Consider the following 15,116-nt stretch of genomic DNA (forward strand, 5'->3'; position numbering starts at 1 on the left):
CGATACCGAAACGTGACGCACCTAAAAATCAGCTTTGATAATTTGTATTTTGGCAAACAAATCGCTAACTTAGAACATCTAAATCCAGATAAAAACCAATTGATAATATGGCGTTTATAGATTATTACAAAATTCTTGGGCTTGAGAAAAACGCATCCACAGATGACATCAAAAAAGCTTACAGAAGGCTTGCGCGGAAGTATCATCCGGATATGAATCCGAGCGATAAGGAAGCGGAGAAAAAATTCAAGGAAATCAATGAGGCAAATGAGGTTCTGAGCAATCCGGAAAACCGTGCAAAGTATGACAAATATGGCGAAAATTGGAAACACGGCGAAGAGTACGAACGTGCGCGGCAACAGCAGAGACAGCAACAACAATATTCCGGAAACTTCGGCAGCGGATCTTCAGGAGCGGATTTTGGTGAAGGCGAAGATTTTTCGGATTTTTTCCAGTCGATGTTTGGAGGAGGTGGTAGTGGATTTGGAAAGAACTCTAGAGGAAGTGCGAGCGGAAAATTCAAAGGTCAGGATGTTTCAGCTGAATTGAATCTCGGTTTGAAAGACGCTGCGAAAACGCACCAGCAGACTTTCGATATCAATGGTAAAAAAGTAAGGATCACAATACCTGCCGGCATTTATGATGGTCAGCAGATCAAACTGAAGGGTCATGGCAATCCAGGAATAAATGGTGGACCGAATGGTGACCTTTACATTACTTTCAATATTTCGGAAGATAAGGATTTTAAACGCGAAGGTGATAATTTGAGAACATCTGTCGATCTAGACCTTTACACAGCTGTTTTAGGCGGCGATGTTAACATCCGGACACTTGACGGTTCTGTTAATCTGAAAGTGAAACCAGAAACTCAAAATGGAACAACGGTAAGACTAAAAGGAAAAGGATTTCCGGTCTATAAAAAAGAAGGTGAATCTGGTGACCTGTACGTAACATACAACATAAAAATCCCAACCAACCTTACTGAAAAACAAAAAGACCTTTTTCAACAACTCAAAAATTCTTAGCAATGAACGAAAGAATCTCCATAGAAGAAATCATCCGAATATATAAAATAGATCATTCCTTTCTTGACCAGCTCATCGATTTGGAATTATTGCACCCCGAGACCGATAACCGCATCCGGTATATTATTTATGAAGAACTACCTCATCTTGAACGTTTCGCAAATTGGCATTACGACCTTGATATTAATCTTCCGGGCATCGAAATCATCCATAGGCTTCTCAATCAACTGGAAGATCTGAAAAATCAAAATCGCAGACTGTTACAAAATGTTTCGAAGTTCGAAAACTGGGAAGATGCAGAAATTTAGCCGATTTTCTTTGTAAATTTGTGAGATGGAGTTATATGATGTTCTTATTGTTGGTGGCGGTCCTATTGGATTGGCCTGTGCTTTGGAAGCAAAAAAAAATAACCTGAAATATATCATTATTGAAAAAGGAACGGTGGCGAACAGCCTGTACAACTATCCTTTGTATATGACTTTTTTCTCAACGGCAGACCGATTGGAAATTGACGAAATTCCATTTATCACTACAAGACCAAAACCCGGAAGACAAGACGCACTGGAATATTACCAGGGAATTGCCCGCCAAAAGCAAATCAATATAAGATCTTACGAAAAGGTTATCAATATTCAGAAATCTACTTTCTTTCAGGTTGAAACCAGCAAGCAGATCTATTTTGCCAAAAATGTAATCATTGCCACAGGTTTTTATGATATTCCTAATCTGATGGAAATTCCAGGAGAAGATCTACCAAAGGTAAAACATTATTATACGGAACCCTACCCTTATGCTTTCCAGAATGTCGTGGTTATCGGCTCCAGTAATTCTTCTGTTGATGCCGCCTTGGAAATCTACCGAAAAGGTGGAAATGTAACGATGATCATCCGAAATAATGAAATTTCTAAAAGCGTAAAATATTGGGTAAAACCAGATATCGAAAACAGAATCAAAGAAGGAAGCATCAAAGCTTTTTTCGGAGCACAACTTTTGGAAGTGAAGTCCCATTCTGTTATTTTCAAAACCAATAAAGGCAAAACTCAAGAAATAGAAAATGATTTTGTCCTCGCAATGACAGGCTATCTTCCTGACTTTGAATTCCTGAAAAGCATTGGAATCCATTTAAAGGGCGAATGTCAAAACCCTCATTATAATCCCGACACAATGGAAACCAACGTTGACGGAATTTATCTAGCTGGTGTAGTTTGTGGTGGAAAAGACACGCATCTTTGGTTCATAGAAAACTCCAGGATCCACGCCCAGCAAATTATCAAAGACATCATTAGTAAAAATTAATATTTCACTATGTATAATTTATTAGTTGGTATTCTTTTTGTAACTTATTGACGCAGAAAGAAAAACTATGAACATCAAATTAATTAAAAACACATTTCCTTTATTCATCATCATTTCGCTGTTTCTTGTTCAATGTAAAAAGGACGAATCTGTTCCTTCATCAGATAAAAATGACAATCCGATAACAGATATTTTGTCTCCTGACGACAAAAAAGAGGAAGACTCAATAAAAGAAGAAAAACCAAAAATACCGGATGTTGTCATCCCGAGAAAAGATTTTGGATTCTATCCCTGGGTTTACAAAAACACCGACTCAGTTTCACAAAAAAACAAGAAAGAGTTTACGGGAAAGGCCCTTTATACAATTCTTGCTCTTAATCGTCTTGACAGAGCCAACATCGGAGCGGCCGACACATTGGTTGTTCCGGCAAAGATAGAGGACGATTTCCTAATATATTCACCATTTCCCGGTCATGTTACAACTCTTGAAAATGTGAGAAAATTCGTTTTCTTTTCTTATCCGATTCAGGCTTTCGGCGTTTATGAAAACGGAAACCTTATCAAATGGGGTCCTACAAGTATGGGTAAGAAAGCAACACCTACTAAAAAAGGGTTAATGTTCGCCAATTGGAAAAAAGAAGTGGCGATTTCTACCGTTAGCGACGAATGGAAACTCCGTTGGAATGTAAATGTTGCAAATTTTGACGGCATCGGTTGGCATCAATATGCAATGCCCGGGTATCCGGCTTCGCACTCGTGCCTCAGAATGCTGGAAGAAGACGCCAAATGGATGTACACCTGGGTGGACACTTGGATCCTTAATAAAGGTGGAGCAACTACCAGAGCCAAAGGAACGCCATTGATCGTTTATGGTGATTATCCTTGGGGAAAAAGAAGACCATGGAAAAAACTGCTGGATTCTCCCGAAGCTAACAATATATCTGAAGATGAAATGAACAAAATCATCGAACCTCAACTTGCAGAGATCATGAAAGAACAGGAAAACCGGGACATTGTCATTCAGCAAGTTGAGCGGGAGAAAAAAGCAAAAGCAGACTCTTTGATGTCGTTGGCAAACAAAGACACTACAAAATTACAATGATATTTATAATTTGATTGTTGCCTGGAGAATCTTCATGTTTTCTATCAGTAAATTTTAGCTAAGTTAATTAGATATGTTTACCTTAGCTAAAATTAGTAATTGAATGTTGATCAATAGGGACAATACGCATAATTATATTAAAAAAATCCTTTTCTTTCTTATTTTTTTGAGCATTTGCCTATTTCTAATACCCATTGAGCCCATAATGCCAGGTGTGGGGTTAGATCCTTCTTGGCAACATGCTATGAATGTAGCCATTTCAGAAAAATTAGAATTAGGTAAAAATATAATATTCACGTATGGACCTTATATCGGGATCTGTACACACTATTTTCATCCAAAGTTGGACAGCATCAATATGATATGTTCATCATTTCTAAGTATTAGTTTCGGATACCTTATCTATAATTTACTACGAAAAGAAAAAGTGACAATCATTTTTTTATTCTTTGCCATATTCTTTTTAATATCCAATACCAATTATAGGGATTTCATCTTCTACCTCGCCCCTTTTATGCTTTTCTTTGATTTTATCAGATCTGATATTAATAATACCGAACGATCCTTATTACATGACTTTATATTATACTTTCCAATTGGGTTGATCGTATTAATAAAATGTTCCTTTATTATTCCTTATCTAGTAATTCTTCCTATTATATTTTTTATACTCATATCATCTAAAAGGGCAAAGGAAATAATAACTATATCAATAATCATATTTTCCGGGTTAATATTTTTCTGGACCATCTCAGATCAAAAGCCAGCGAACCTACTTTCATATTTTATTTCGAACATACCGTTGATATCTGGATTTTCTGAAGGAATGTCAAGTACCGAACATTCTCTATCTGAAGTTATTCTATTCTGGTCTTTAGGAATAATTATCATTGTGCAATTGTTGTTTTTAAAACATAAGCCTCATTCTTTTATCTTATCGATCGTTTCAATTTTCATCATATTTTTAAGTTTCAAGAGTGGATTTGTAAGGCAGGATGAGCATACAAAAATATCTTTCTCCATATTAATTTTTGTTGCTTTTTTTATTTATCTGTTTTCAAAAACAAGATCATCTTTTATTATATTTTGTTTGTGTACGATTACTTCTTTCACTTCCTACAAGTTGTATAACAATACTTCATTTAGCAGTTCTATCAAAGGTAATTTTGTGAAAATATACGACGGAATAAAACTCAGGTCACAACATAAAAAATTAAAAACTGAATATCAAAAAAAGTTGGATGACATCAATAAGCAAATACAACTACCTATTTTATCCGGAAGTAGTGATATTTATAATTTTGAGCAGAGTTATCTCCTTGCATCTAAAAATATCTGGAACCCAAGACCTGTGTTCCAAAGTTATACCGCATATACAAAAGAACTTTTATATGCCAATAGAGATCATTTATTATCGGATAAAAGTCCAGACAATTTATTTTTTAAAGTTGAAACGATCGACGGTAGATTACCATCAACCGAAGATGGCAATAGCTGGCCTCTCATACTTTCAAATTACAAACCAATAAAATTCGAAAATGATTATCTCATCTTAAAAAAAAGATATGAACAAAATAGAGATATCAAACTGGATCTTATACAAAAGCAATCTGGGAGACTTAATCAGGAAATAAAAATCCCGGACCATACCGGTCTCTTATTCTGCAGAATAAAAATAGAACCGACATTTTTGGGGAAATTTATAACAAGATTTTTCAGGTCCGATAAACTGTATATCATCACCAAAGAAAATAATAACTCAGAAAAAAAATATAAACTAATAAGCGGAATGGTTGAAACTGATTACTTAATATCTCCACTGGTAGAAGACACAAAAGATTATTATAATTTATATAAAACAGATCGTCTAAAATATAAGAATGTCAAATCGGTCAAAATCATTCCCAACGATCGTAATTTCCTAATAGATTTCTGGCAGGATAATTTTGAAATAGAATTTTACAATTTTTCAAATTAATACGAGATCTTTTATTTTAGATATTCCCCACAACCGTTTTCACCTGCGTAAATTCTTTGATTGCCATCAAAGACAACTCAACACCATAACCGGAAGATTTAGCGCCACCGAAAGGAAGTCTTGCGTCAGAACTCGTTGACTTGTTAATGGAGACCGTTCCGGATTCCAGATTATCAATGAAAAACTGAGCACGTTTTTTATCTTTCGTCCAAACAGCATTGCCTAATCCAAACGGAATATCATTCGCTAATTTCAAGATTTCATCGTCATCTTTTCCAATCATCAGAATTGCCAAAGGTCCGAATAATTCTTCCTGAAGGATTGGATTACCTTCTTTTACCCGAATAATTCCCGGACGAAATTCATTCTCAGAAATACGCTCCAAAGCCAGAACCACTTCTGCTCCATGTTTCAATGCTTTTTTATATTGATCTTCTAATTCATCCGCCAAATCCGGCCTTGCCATTTTTCCCAATTTGGTTTCTTTTTTAAAAGGGTCAGCAGGTTGATAAGAATTGTATTCTTCTACAAATTTTGGAACAAATTCTTTCTCTATATCTTGATGAACGATGAAACGTTTAGCAGCATTACAAACCTGACCTGTATTTTGAAGTTTTCCGGCAGGTCCGTCAATCGCTGCTTTCTCATAATCAGAATCTTCTAAAACAATAAACGCATCACTTCCGCCTAATTCCAGAACTGATTTCTTGATATTTTTCCCTGCAAGAGAAGCAACTTCACTTCCTGCTTTTTCGCTTCCTGTCAAACTTACACCTCTCACCAAAGGATTTTCAAGAATATCTTTGATTTCGTTATGTCCGATTCTTAGATTTTGGAAAATATATTTCGGGAAGCCTGCTTCTGCAAAAGCTTTCTCTATTTCATCACCACTTTCGAAACAGATAGATGCGTGTTTCAGCAATATAACATTCCCTGCTAGAATTGCTGGAACCGCAAATCTCAAAACCTGCCAAAACGGAAAATTCCAAGGCATTACGCCAAGGATAATTCCCAGTGCATCGTAATGGACTTCGCTTACATTGAATTCTGTTGTGATTTTTTCGGGTTTCAATACATTTTCTGCATTGGCATAAAACCGAATCATTCCGGCACTTTTCTCTATCTCGGCAATTGATTGGGAAATCGGCTTATGCATTTCTGTGGTTATGATTTCTGCATAAGTTTGTTTGTTCTTATCCAGAACATCTGCCAGTTTCAAAAGTAGCTTTTGTCTTTCTTCAAAAGGAGTTTTTCTCCAATCTTGGAATGATTGGTGCGCAGAATCAATGTGTTTTGTCAAATCCATTCTTCTCTGATTTTATTGAATATTGGGGTGCATTAATTGTACCAATTATTGCGAGTCTAAATGTACAAAGTTGAAAATAAAACCAATACTTATTTTTATACTTTTTATAAATTTTTGCAGTAAATTTTATAAATAATGAAATTTAATTTTTGAAAGTAATTCAAAAACAGAGAATTGCTCGCGCCCCGACCTGAGTGGAGCTCTTTTTCTTTTTTGAATAAAAAGAAAAAAGCGGGAACGGAGGGCGGATAAAGGCGCCCAAAATATTATATTAATTTTTCTTGCTACTTCGGAAAAGTAAAACGGCGTTGAGGAAAATAAGCAGTAGATCCAATGTCACCCAAATACTGAGCTTGATGTTATCGTATTTGAGTTCACCGATTTTTTCTGTTGCAACAGCCGATAGTTTGAGACTGTGGTTGATATAATTCTTGACCTCGATGATCTTGTCCTCATTTTTGTTGGGAACTGCAACCTGCGAGAAATAAACCAGTTTGTTTTTTCCAATATAGCCAACGACCCAAAACTCGCTGGATTTCTGCATATTGAGGTATTCTATCCGGAAATATTCCGGTCGGATCTGGCCAACGTGTTTTGAAAGGTATTTAGTTTCTTTTTCTCCGTCCTGAATCCTGATGATATAAAAGTCAATAGGCTGGGGCAAATAGTTGATAACCTGCACTGCCAAAGAGTTTTCTAAAAACTGAGACACACTTCTCTCCACAAACCAAAACGTGAAATAAGCCGCTGCAGAAATGGTGATGATCGTCCGGACCGCCTTGTTCCACAGACTCCATTTTCCTGTCCGAAAACCGGAAAGAAAAAGAGCGATTATGAGAAATATGAGGATTAGGATGATTATCATTGAAACAAAGATAATGGTTTCTCGTCAATTAGAACGTGACATTCCATTCTTTGTAGAATTCATCGAGGAACTGAAGCATAAACTGATGTCTGTGTTCTGCAATTTCCCTAGCCGTTTTTGTATTGAGCAAATCCTTGAGAAGCAATAATTTTTCATAGAAATGATTAATTGTGGTTCCGTTGGATTTTTTATATTCTTCTTTCGTTTGATTAAGTTTTGGTTCGATATCGGGGTGATACATCAAATTGTTTTTGTAGCCTCCGAAATTGAAAGTTCTGGCAATTCCGATAGCACCAATTGCATCCAATCTATCCGCATCCTGAACGATTTTGAGTTCCAACGGCAGATTTTCAGGAGCGTCATTCCGGTTTTTGAACGACATATTTTCGATGATGAAAATAACTTTTTGAATGACTTCCGAATCTACATTTTGTTCTGTAAGAAAGTCGTTGACAATTTTAGAAGCCAGAGTTTCGTCGCCGTTATGGAATTTTGGGTCAGCAATGTCGTGTAACAATGCAGCTAGCTCAATGATCAATTTGTCACCACCTTCTTTTTCCTGAATTTTCAGACTCAGTTTCCAAACACGCTCGATATGGAACCAATCGTGACCAGACTCTGTTCCTTCTAATTTTTGTTTTACTAATTCTATTGTTTTGTTGATCAATTCCATATTTTTTGAACGCAAAGAGCGCTAAGATTTTTTATAATTATTGAAAATATTTTAAGTTCGCAAAGGTGTAAAACTTGGCAAAGTTCACAAATATTTAAGTTTAGATTAATTCCTTTAAAATAATATTCCAGAGTCTTTTGTTATAGCTTCTGAAAAAATTAATATGTCCTATTTCATTTTTTTCTGACTCCGATGTTTTTATTAGTCTGTAAGTGGGTTTCAGATCTGGATAAGTGTCTTCTAAAAGGGATTTCACACCTTTTTCTGTGAGCCAAGCATCATCTTCTGCCCTTACTACAAAAACTTTCTGGGTCAAATTTTTAGAATAATCCTCCGATTTTTCTAATAGCTTATTTGTTGATTTTTTATTGAGAATCAAAGTTCTCCAATCAAATGCACTTCCCGAAGGTAAACTTTCGCCTAAACCAAACCAATCCGCAGGAAAATAGCCTAATAATTTTGTTGATAAAGGCTGTGCAACTCCGAAGCCAAGATAAGCTTCAATCTTTGTTCTGAATTTTAGATTTCCGACGAAAGCATTCTGAGTTCCTACAAATATAAATTCTTCAAACATCTCGGAATCCTGATTCATTCCTAAAATCAAAGCACCAACCGAATGTCCTAAACAAAATTTCTGATAATCTTGAAAGTTTGCTTTTATATAATTCGTCACAGCTTTGTAATCTCTCGTCCCCCAAATTCTCATCGATGCTTCGAAGCCTTTCATTTTATCAGGCTTTGAAAGTCCTATTCCACGATAATCGTAAGTAACAACAGTAAAACCATGCTCAGAAAAAAACTGGGCAAACGAAAAGTAGATCTGCTGTTTGACACCTGTCGCAGAATTGATCAACAAAATCTTTCTGTTAGGATTTTGAGGTTCAAAAATATGAACAGACAAACTGTAATTATCCTCGGTTATGATATTAATACTTTGCATTAAAAATGATTTTAATGGAATCATTTTATAAAAGTAAAAAAATCAAACCGTTGAAATTGATATTTCGATATGCTGGAAATATTAATTCTGAAAATCCTTAAGATAAGGCAAACCTTTCTGAGAACCTCTGTAATCAGCAGCTTTAAGTGCAACTTCGTTCCCAAACTGTACACAATCTTCGATAGAATTCCCGTGAAGCAATGCGATGGAAAATCCTGATGTAAAAGCATCTCCCAACCCCATATTATGCGATTGACTTTTAGGGTCATTCCGGAAATATTTCATCTCAGAACCGTCAAAATAGCTGGTACTGTTGGCACCATCTCTCACAAATAATTTGTTGGGAAGGTGTTTCATGATCTCTTCGTGGTTGCCTTCTCCGAAAATTACTTCCAAATCTGTACTTTTTGCAACTATGAAGCTTGCATATTCTATAATTTCATCTGACAATCGATTTGCAGGAGCTGCATAGATCCCGATTTTCTTTCCAAGACTTTTTGCTTTTTTGAAAAGATATTCAACAGTTTTCAAAGGAATCTCTAGCTGAGTTAAAATCAGATCTGCTGTCAAAAGATATTTCTCTGCTTCGTTGATGTCTTTTGGAGACAGATTATAATTAGCTGCGGGAACAACCGTGATGGCGTTTCCTTCATCAGAAGCGTTTACATAAGCCGTTCCTGTGTCTTCGTCATCGTCTTCCACAACATAAGCCACATTTACATCTTCATCATCCAGATTTCTAAGAACCTGCTGTCCATAGGGATCCATTCCTACACGACTTATCAAAGAAGTATGGGCGCCTAAACGTGATGTTGCAATCGCCTGGTTTGCCCCTTTTCCTCCAAGAAAGCTTTTCAGGCTATCTGCCAGAACAGTATTATTTGCAGTCGGTATTTTAGATGTTTTGAGAACCAGGTCGATTGATGAGCTTCCTACAACTACAATCTGAGGTTTGATATTACTTAGTTTCATTGGTAATATTAATTGTTTAAAAGTCAAATGAAATTGTTATTTAGGATTTCATTTCCGCTAATGTAACAATTTAATCCATTCCGATTTCTATAAACTCAGAAATTAATTTAACCACTTGATTGTCTTTGGAATAACCGATATATGTTGCATAAAAACCTTCACCATAACCTGTTTCGAAAGCGACAATATTTTCACTTTTATTATCGTAAGGTTTCAGAAACGCAAATTGGTCAATTGCGCCATTTTCATCAAAAAAATGGGAATGAAAAAACTCTTCATAGATTCCCATAAAATCAGCTCCTTTTTTATGGAAAAGCTCTTGTTCCAGATTATTCAAAGCGGTCTGAGCATCCTTGTCCATAAAACTTCCCATTCCAGATTCTACAGGATAACCAAAGATTTCACCTTCTTTTAAATCTTTCAGATCTTGGTCATCACATAAAGCCAAAGTCCAGTTTTCAGCCAATTGATCTTTATCGAAAACGATTTCAGCATAAGCCACACAATTGGACTCCCTTTCTTTGTGAATCAAAACCGTAAAATCACCTTTCGGAAACTCTTGATTGAAGGCGTATTTATCAGGCATAATCAAAACATCGCTTGCCACAATTTGTCCTGATGAAATATGGATTTCCCCGACTTCGTAGGTTTCCAATAAAGGATTTTCTACGAAGTCCCGGGAGAATAATTTTTTTATGTTTTCTATGTGAGTCATCACTTAGTTGATAGTTGTCAGTTGATATCTTTTGGCTAAAGCGTTTTTAATTTCTCTTCCAGCAAAGCAATTTTGTCTTGAGCATCTTTTTGTTTTTTACGCTCAACTTCTACAATCTCTGGTTTTGCGTTAGCTACAAATTTTTCGTTCGATAATTTTTTATCTACAGAAATCAAAAATCCTTTCAAATATTTTAACTCTTCTTCAGTTTTTGCTTTTTCCTCGGCTAGATCCAAATTTTCGCTTAAAGGAATTGAAATTTCTGCAGAACCAACTAAGAATGTGAAGCTTGGCTTATCTGTTTTTGTTCCAAAATGGATTTCAGAAACGTTAGCCAATTTTCTTACAACCGCTTCATTCGGAAATTCTGTAGCATTAGTAAAAACCTCAACAGCCTCTCTTGGCGAAATTCCCTTTGTTTGACGGTAATTTCTCACTCCGGAAATCAATTCTTCTGAAGTTTCAAAGTTCTTGATGATATTTTCGCTAAATGCATCTGCTTTTTTCTGCTGAGCAATTACCAAAGCTTCATCTGTGCTTCTTTCAGAAATAGCCTGCCATAATTCCTCCGTCAAGAAAGGCATAAATGGATGAAGCAACTTCATTAATTCTTCGAAGAAATAAATGGTTTTTGTATAAACCTCTTTAGAAATTCCTTCACCAAAATTAGGTTTGATAGCTTCCAAATACCATCCGCAGAAATCGTCCCAGATCAATTTATAGATCAAATGCAAAGCGTCAGAAATTCTGAATTTTTCGAACTGGTCATTGATCTCTACAATCGTTTTATTTAATTTGTTGTCAAACCATTCGATAGATTGTTTGTCAGAATCATTCAGAGGCTTGTCTTCGTGATTCCACATATTGATCAATCGGAAAGCATTCCAGATTTTTGTAGCAAAGTTTCTGCCCTGCAACATCAGATCTTCATCAAATAACAGATCGTTTCCTGCAGGTGCGCTCAACAAGCTTCCTACACGAACGCCATCTGCACCATATTTTTCAATAAGATCTATCGGGTCCGGGGAATTGCCTAATTGTTTAGACATTTTTCTTCTTTGCTTATCTCGCACAATTCCTGTGAAATAAACATTTTTGAAAGGAACTTTCCCTCTGAATTCCAATCCCGCCATGATCATTCTGGCAACCCAGAAGAAGATAATGTCCGGACCTGTAACCAGATCTGAAGTTGGATAATAGTAATTGATGTCCTTATTTTCCGGCTCATTCAACCCATCGAAAACAGACATTGGCCACAACCAGGATGAGAACCAAGTATCAAGAGCATCTTGGTCTTGTTTCAGATCAGAAGCTTGAAGTTGGAAGTTGGAAGTTTTTTCTTGCGCTAATTTTACCGCATCTTCAATATTTTCAGCAACTACAAAATCATTTTCTCCGTCACCATAATAATAAGCAGGAATCTGCTGTCCCCACCACAGCTGACGGGAAATATTCCAGTCACGGATGTTTTCCATCCAATGCTTGTAAGTATTTTTAAATTTTTCAGGATAAAATTTCACCTCATCATCCATCACAACATCCAAAGCAGGTTTTGCAATTTCTGACATTTTTAAGAACCACTGAACAGAAACCTTAGGTTCGATAACAGCACCTGTTCTTTCAGAAGTTCCTACTTTGTTCATGTAATCTTCTGCCTTCAACAAAAGATCTTTTTCTTCTAATTCTTTTGCAATCTGCTTTCTTACATCGAATCTGTTTTTTCCGGCATAATGTAAACCGTAATCGTTCAGGTTACCGTCATCATCCAAAGCATCAATCATCTGAAGATTATGTTTTTGTCCGATCTCGTAGTCATTAACATCATGAGCCGGCGTAATTTTCAAAGCACCAGTTCCAAATTCGATATCAACATAGTCGTCCTCGATAATAGGAATGATCCTATCGACAATTGGCACGATTACGTTTTTACCTTTCAAATGAGCATATCTCTCGTCATTTGGATTGATACAAACGGCTGTATCCCCAAAAATAGTTTCAGGACGTGTTGTAGCAACCGAAAGGAAATCTTCCGAACCCTCAATCTTATATTTTAGAAAATATAATTTTCCGTTTTGTTCTTTAAAAATTACTTCCTCATCAGAAATATTGGTTTTCGCCTCAGGATCCCAATTCACCATCCTGTAGCCTCTGTAGATCAAACCTTTGTTGTACAGATCAACAAAAGACTTGATAACCTGCTGGGACATTTTATCTTCCAAAGTAAATCTTGTTCTGTCCCAATCGCAGGAACAACCTAGTTTTTTCAATTGTTCCAAGATTGTTCCACCATATTTATCAGTCCAGTCCCAGGCATGTTTTAGGAATTCTTCACGGGTAATATCAGATTTATTGATACCTTCAGATTTCAATTTGGCAACAACTTTTGCTTCTGTTGCAATAGAAGCGTGATCTGTCCCGGGAACCCAACAAGCGTTGAAACCCTGCATCCTTGCTCTTCTGACCAATACATCCTGAATCGTATTATTCAACATATGTCCCATATGAAGGATTCCCGTCACGTTAGGTGGCGGAATTACAATTGTATAAGGAGGCCTGTTATCTGGAGTCGAGTGGAAAAATTTGTTTTCTAACCAGAAGTCATACCATTTTTGTTCAGTTTCCTGTGGATTGTATTTGTCTGCAATCTGCATTTTAAAATTATTTTTGGCTTGTAACTTGCAAAAATAAGATAATGTGAAAAAATTAACATCACATATTTAAATTATTTATAACTTTGTTCTTTAAAATTTAATTAAAACAAAAAAAATATGAAAAAGATTCTTGCTGGATTATTTATGACAGGAGCTATCGCATTCGCATCTGCTCAAACAATATCATTCGACAAAACAACTTTCGACTATGGAAATGTAAAAGCTGGTTCTGACGGACACAGATTTTTCACAGTGAAAAATACTGGTGACAAGCCTCTTATCATCAGCGAAGTAAAACCTTCTTGCGGATGTACGACTCCAGAATGGAGCAAAGACCCGATCCTACCTGGAAAATCTGCCCAGATCAAAGTTGGATACAACACTGGCATCAAGGGAGCTTTCAACAAATTAATTGAAGTTTATTCCAACGATCCTGCAAACAACAGATCAGTTCTTTATATCAAAGGAAATGTTGAGGATCTGCAAGGAGTTAATCAAGAAGCTAAACTTTCTGTAGCACCAGTTGCAACAGCGACGGCTGTAGCTGCTCAGCCTGCTGCACAAGCTAAAAGAGCCGCAAAAAAAGCTGCCGTTCAAAAAGTGGAAGCTGCTAAATAATAAATTTCTATAAATTTTATAAAACCGTTTCTTTTTAAGGAGCGGTTTTTTATTTTTACACTAAATCAAATTCTTATGGGATATAACTTTTCTGACGACTTCTTGATAAAAGAAAATTCAAAATTCGAGATAAAAAAACATAATACAAGCTACAAAGGTAACATCAATAAGGATGAAGCCAAGCAACTCCTGGAGATAGAAAACGAAAAACTACGTGTTCTACAAGAGAAATTGTATGCTGATGGAAGCCAGTCTTTGCTCATCATTCTTCAGGCAATGGATGCCGCTGGAAAAGACAGTTTGATAGAACATGTTTTTGGTGGTGTGAATCCCCAAGGTTGTGAAGTAACAAGTTTCAAAACACCAAGTTCTAAAGAATATTCTCACGATTTTCTTTGGAGACAATACCATGCACTCCCCGAAAAAGGAAAAATTGGGATTTTTAACCGTTCACATTACGAAAGCGTGTTGGTCTGTAAGGTCCATCCTGAGTACAATCTTAGCGAAAAGGTTTGGAAAGATGTAAAACAATTCGATAAAAAATTCTGGGAAAACCGTTACGAAAGCATCCGAAATTTTGAAAAACATTTGGCAAATAACGGAACAAAAATCATCAAGATATTCCTGAACGTTTCCAAAGAAGAACAAAAGCAACGTTTCCTAGACAGAATCAATGAGGGTGATAAAAATTGGAAATTTTCTTCGGGAGATATTACAGAAAGAGGTTTTTGGGATGATTATATGAAAGCATACGAGCAAGTCATTAACGAAACTTCTACCGCTTCTGCTCCTTGGTTTGTAATTCCCGCTGACCAAAAATGGTTTTCCAGAGTTGCCGCGATTCAAATTATTATTGATAAACTGGATGAAATGAACCTGCAATATCCAAAACTTTCTGAAAATGAGAAAAACGGATTAGCAGAATCCAAAGCAAAATTGGAAAGTGAAAAGTAATTCCCTATTACGGAAAACCTC

At 36.1% G+C, this 15,116-nt stretch carries 14 protein-coding genes; 7 read left to right on the forward strand and 7 right to left on the reverse strand.

Going from position 1 to position 15,116, the window contains the following annotated elements:
- Positions 1-107: 107 nt before the first annotated feature.
- The 5 genes from BLT30_RS09295 (at position 108) to BLT30_RS09315 (ending at position 5,401) form a co-directional block, all read left to right on the forward strand.
- Complete coding sequence (locus BLT30_RS09295) at positions 108-1,025, forward strand: DnaJ C-terminal domain-containing protein (protein WP_089873292.1); 918 nt, start codon at positions 108-110, stop codon at positions 1,023-1,025.
- A 2-nt stretch (positions 1,026-1,027) separates the two neighbouring features.
- Positions 1,028-1,333 (forward strand): chaperone modulator CbpM, encoded by a 306-nt coding sequence (locus BLT30_RS09300; protein WP_089873293.1) that lies wholly within the window; start codon positions 1,028-1,030, stop codon positions 1,331-1,333.
- Positions 1,334-1,358: 25 nt separating this feature from the next.
- Entirely contained in the window at positions 1,359-2,321 is a 963-nt protein-coding gene (locus tag BLT30_RS09305; protein ID WP_089873294.1) for a YpdA family putative bacillithiol disulfide reductase, read from the forward strand.
- A gap of 67 nt (positions 2,322-2,388) precedes the next feature.
- The gene (locus BLT30_RS09310; protein WP_245707150.1) at positions 2,389-3,423 is read left to right on the forward strand and encodes a L,D-transpeptidase; all 1,035 of its coding nucleotides are present in this window, start codon (positions 2,389-2,391) and stop codon (positions 3,421-3,423) included.
- 1,168 nt (positions 3,424-4,591) lie between these two features.
- On the forward strand, positions 4,592-5,401 hold the full coding sequence (locus tag BLT30_RS09315) for a hypothetical protein (RefSeq protein WP_139166614.1): 810 nt from the start codon (positions 4,592-4,594) through the stop codon (positions 5,399-5,401).
- Between the two features lie 16 nt (positions 5,402-5,417).
- Here BLT30_RS09315 and BLT30_RS09320 read toward each other — a convergent pair whose 3' ends face one another.
- The 7 genes from BLT30_RS09320 to BLT30_RS09350 form a co-directional block, all read right to left on the reverse strand.
- The gene (locus BLT30_RS09320) at positions 5,418-6,707 is read right to left on the reverse strand and encodes an aldehyde dehydrogenase family protein (RefSeq protein WP_089873296.1); all 1,290 of its coding nucleotides are present in this window, start codon (positions 6,705-6,707) and stop codon (positions 5,418-5,420) included.
- 271 nt (positions 6,708-6,978) lie between these two features.
- Positions 6,979-7,572 (reverse strand): hypothetical protein, encoded by a 594-nt coding sequence (locus BLT30_RS09325; protein ID WP_245707151.1) that lies wholly within the window; start codon positions 7,570-7,572, stop codon positions 6,979-6,981.
- Between the two features lie 28 nt (positions 7,573-7,600).
- Positions 7,601-8,245 (reverse strand): HD domain-containing protein, encoded by a 645-nt coding sequence (locus tag BLT30_RS09330; RefSeq protein ID WP_089873297.1) that lies wholly within the window; start codon positions 8,243-8,245, stop codon positions 7,601-7,603.
- A 100-nt stretch (positions 8,246-8,345) separates the two neighbouring features.
- Positions 8,346-9,185: an alpha/beta hydrolase family protein gene (locus BLT30_RS09335; RefSeq protein ID WP_089873732.1), complete on the reverse strand. Its 840-nt coding sequence runs from the start codon at positions 9,183-9,185 to the stop codon at positions 8,346-8,348.
- 81 nt (positions 9,186-9,266) lie between these two features.
- Complete coding sequence (locus tag BLT30_RS09340) at positions 9,267-10,157, reverse strand: ribokinase (RefSeq protein ID WP_089873298.1); 891 nt, start codon at positions 10,155-10,157, stop codon at positions 9,267-9,269.
- A gap of 70 nt (positions 10,158-10,227) precedes the next feature.
- On the reverse strand, positions 10,228-10,872 hold the full coding sequence (locus tag BLT30_RS09345; RefSeq protein ID WP_089873299.1) for a DUF4241 domain-containing protein: 645 nt from the start codon (positions 10,870-10,872) through the stop codon (positions 10,228-10,230).
- Between the two features lie 35 nt (positions 10,873-10,907).
- Positions 10,908-13,523 (reverse strand): valine--tRNA ligase, encoded by a 2,616-nt coding sequence (locus BLT30_RS09350; RefSeq protein WP_089873300.1) that lies wholly within the window; start codon positions 13,521-13,523, stop codon positions 10,908-10,910.
- A gap of 117 nt (positions 13,524-13,640) precedes the next feature.
- Between BLT30_RS09350 and BLT30_RS09355 the strand changes: the two genes are divergently transcribed.
- Together BLT30_RS09355 and BLT30_RS09360 are read left to right on the forward strand one after the other, a co-directional pair.
- The gene (locus BLT30_RS09355) at positions 13,641-14,141 is read left to right on the forward strand and encodes a DUF1573 domain-containing protein (RefSeq protein WP_089873301.1); all 501 of its coding nucleotides are present in this window, start codon (positions 13,641-13,643) and stop codon (positions 14,139-14,141) included.
- Positions 14,142-14,216: 75 nt separating this feature from the next.
- Complete coding sequence (locus tag BLT30_RS09360; RefSeq protein ID WP_089873303.1) at positions 14,217-15,095, forward strand: polyphosphate kinase 2 family protein; 879 nt, start codon at positions 14,217-14,219, stop codon at positions 15,093-15,095.
- Positions 15,096-15,116 lie beyond the last annotated feature (21 nt).

The sequence above is a fragment of the Epilithonimonas hungarica genome (assembly GCF_900102265.1).
GTDB classification, from domain to species: Bacteria; Bacteroidota; Bacteroidia; order Flavobacteriales; family Weeksellaceae; genus Epilithonimonas; species Epilithonimonas hungarica.

What these genes read in the sequence shown, in the direction of transcription:
- BLT30_RS09295 (WP_089873292.1), top strand. Translation starts at nt 108, where the DNA reads ATGGCGTTTATAGATTATTACAAAATTCTTGGGCTTGAGAAAAACGCA.
- BLT30_RS09300 (WP_089873293.1), top strand. Translation starts at nt 1,028, where the DNA reads ATGAACGAAAGAATCTCCATAGAAGAAATCATCCGAATATATAAAATA.
- BLT30_RS09305 (WP_089873294.1), top strand. Translation starts at nt 1,359, where the DNA reads ATGGAGTTATATGATGTTCTTATTGTTGGTGGCGGTCCTATTGGATTG.
- BLT30_RS09310 (WP_245707150.1), top strand. Translation starts at nt 2,389, where the DNA reads ATGAACATCAAATTAATTAAAAACACATTTCCTTTATTCATCATCATT.
- BLT30_RS09320 (WP_089873296.1), bottom strand. Translation starts at nt 6,707, where the DNA reads ATGGATTTGACAAAACACATTGATTCTGCGCACCAATCATTCCAAGAT.
- BLT30_RS09325 (WP_245707151.1), bottom strand. Translation starts at nt 7,572, where the DNA reads ATGATAATCATCCTAATCCTCATATTTCTCATAATCGCTCTTTTTCTT.
- BLT30_RS09330 (WP_089873297.1), bottom strand. Translation starts at nt 8,245, where the DNA reads ATGGAATTGATCAACAAAACAATAGAATTAGTAAAACAAAAATTAGAA.
- BLT30_RS09335 (WP_089873732.1), bottom strand. Translation starts at nt 9,185, where the DNA reads ATGCAAAGTATTAATATCATAACCGAGGATAATTACAGTTTGTCTGTT.
- BLT30_RS09340 (WP_089873298.1), bottom strand. Translation starts at nt 10,157, where the DNA reads ATGAAACTAAGTAATATCAAACCTCAGATTGTAGTTGTAGGAAGCTCA.
- BLT30_RS09345 (WP_089873299.1), bottom strand. Translation starts at nt 10,872, where the DNA reads ATGACTCACATAGAAAACATAAAAAAATTATTCTCCCGGGACTTCGTA.
- BLT30_RS09350 (WP_089873300.1), bottom strand. Translation starts at nt 13,523, where the DNA reads ATGCAGATTGCAGACAAATACAATCCACAGGAAACTGAACAAAAATGG.
- BLT30_RS09355 (WP_089873301.1), top strand. Translation starts at nt 13,641, where the DNA reads ATGAAAAAGATTCTTGCTGGATTATTTATGACAGGAGCTATCGCATTC.
- BLT30_RS09360 (WP_089873303.1), top strand. Translation starts at nt 14,217, where the DNA reads ATGGGATATAACTTTTCTGACGACTTCTTGATAAAAGAAAATTCAAAA.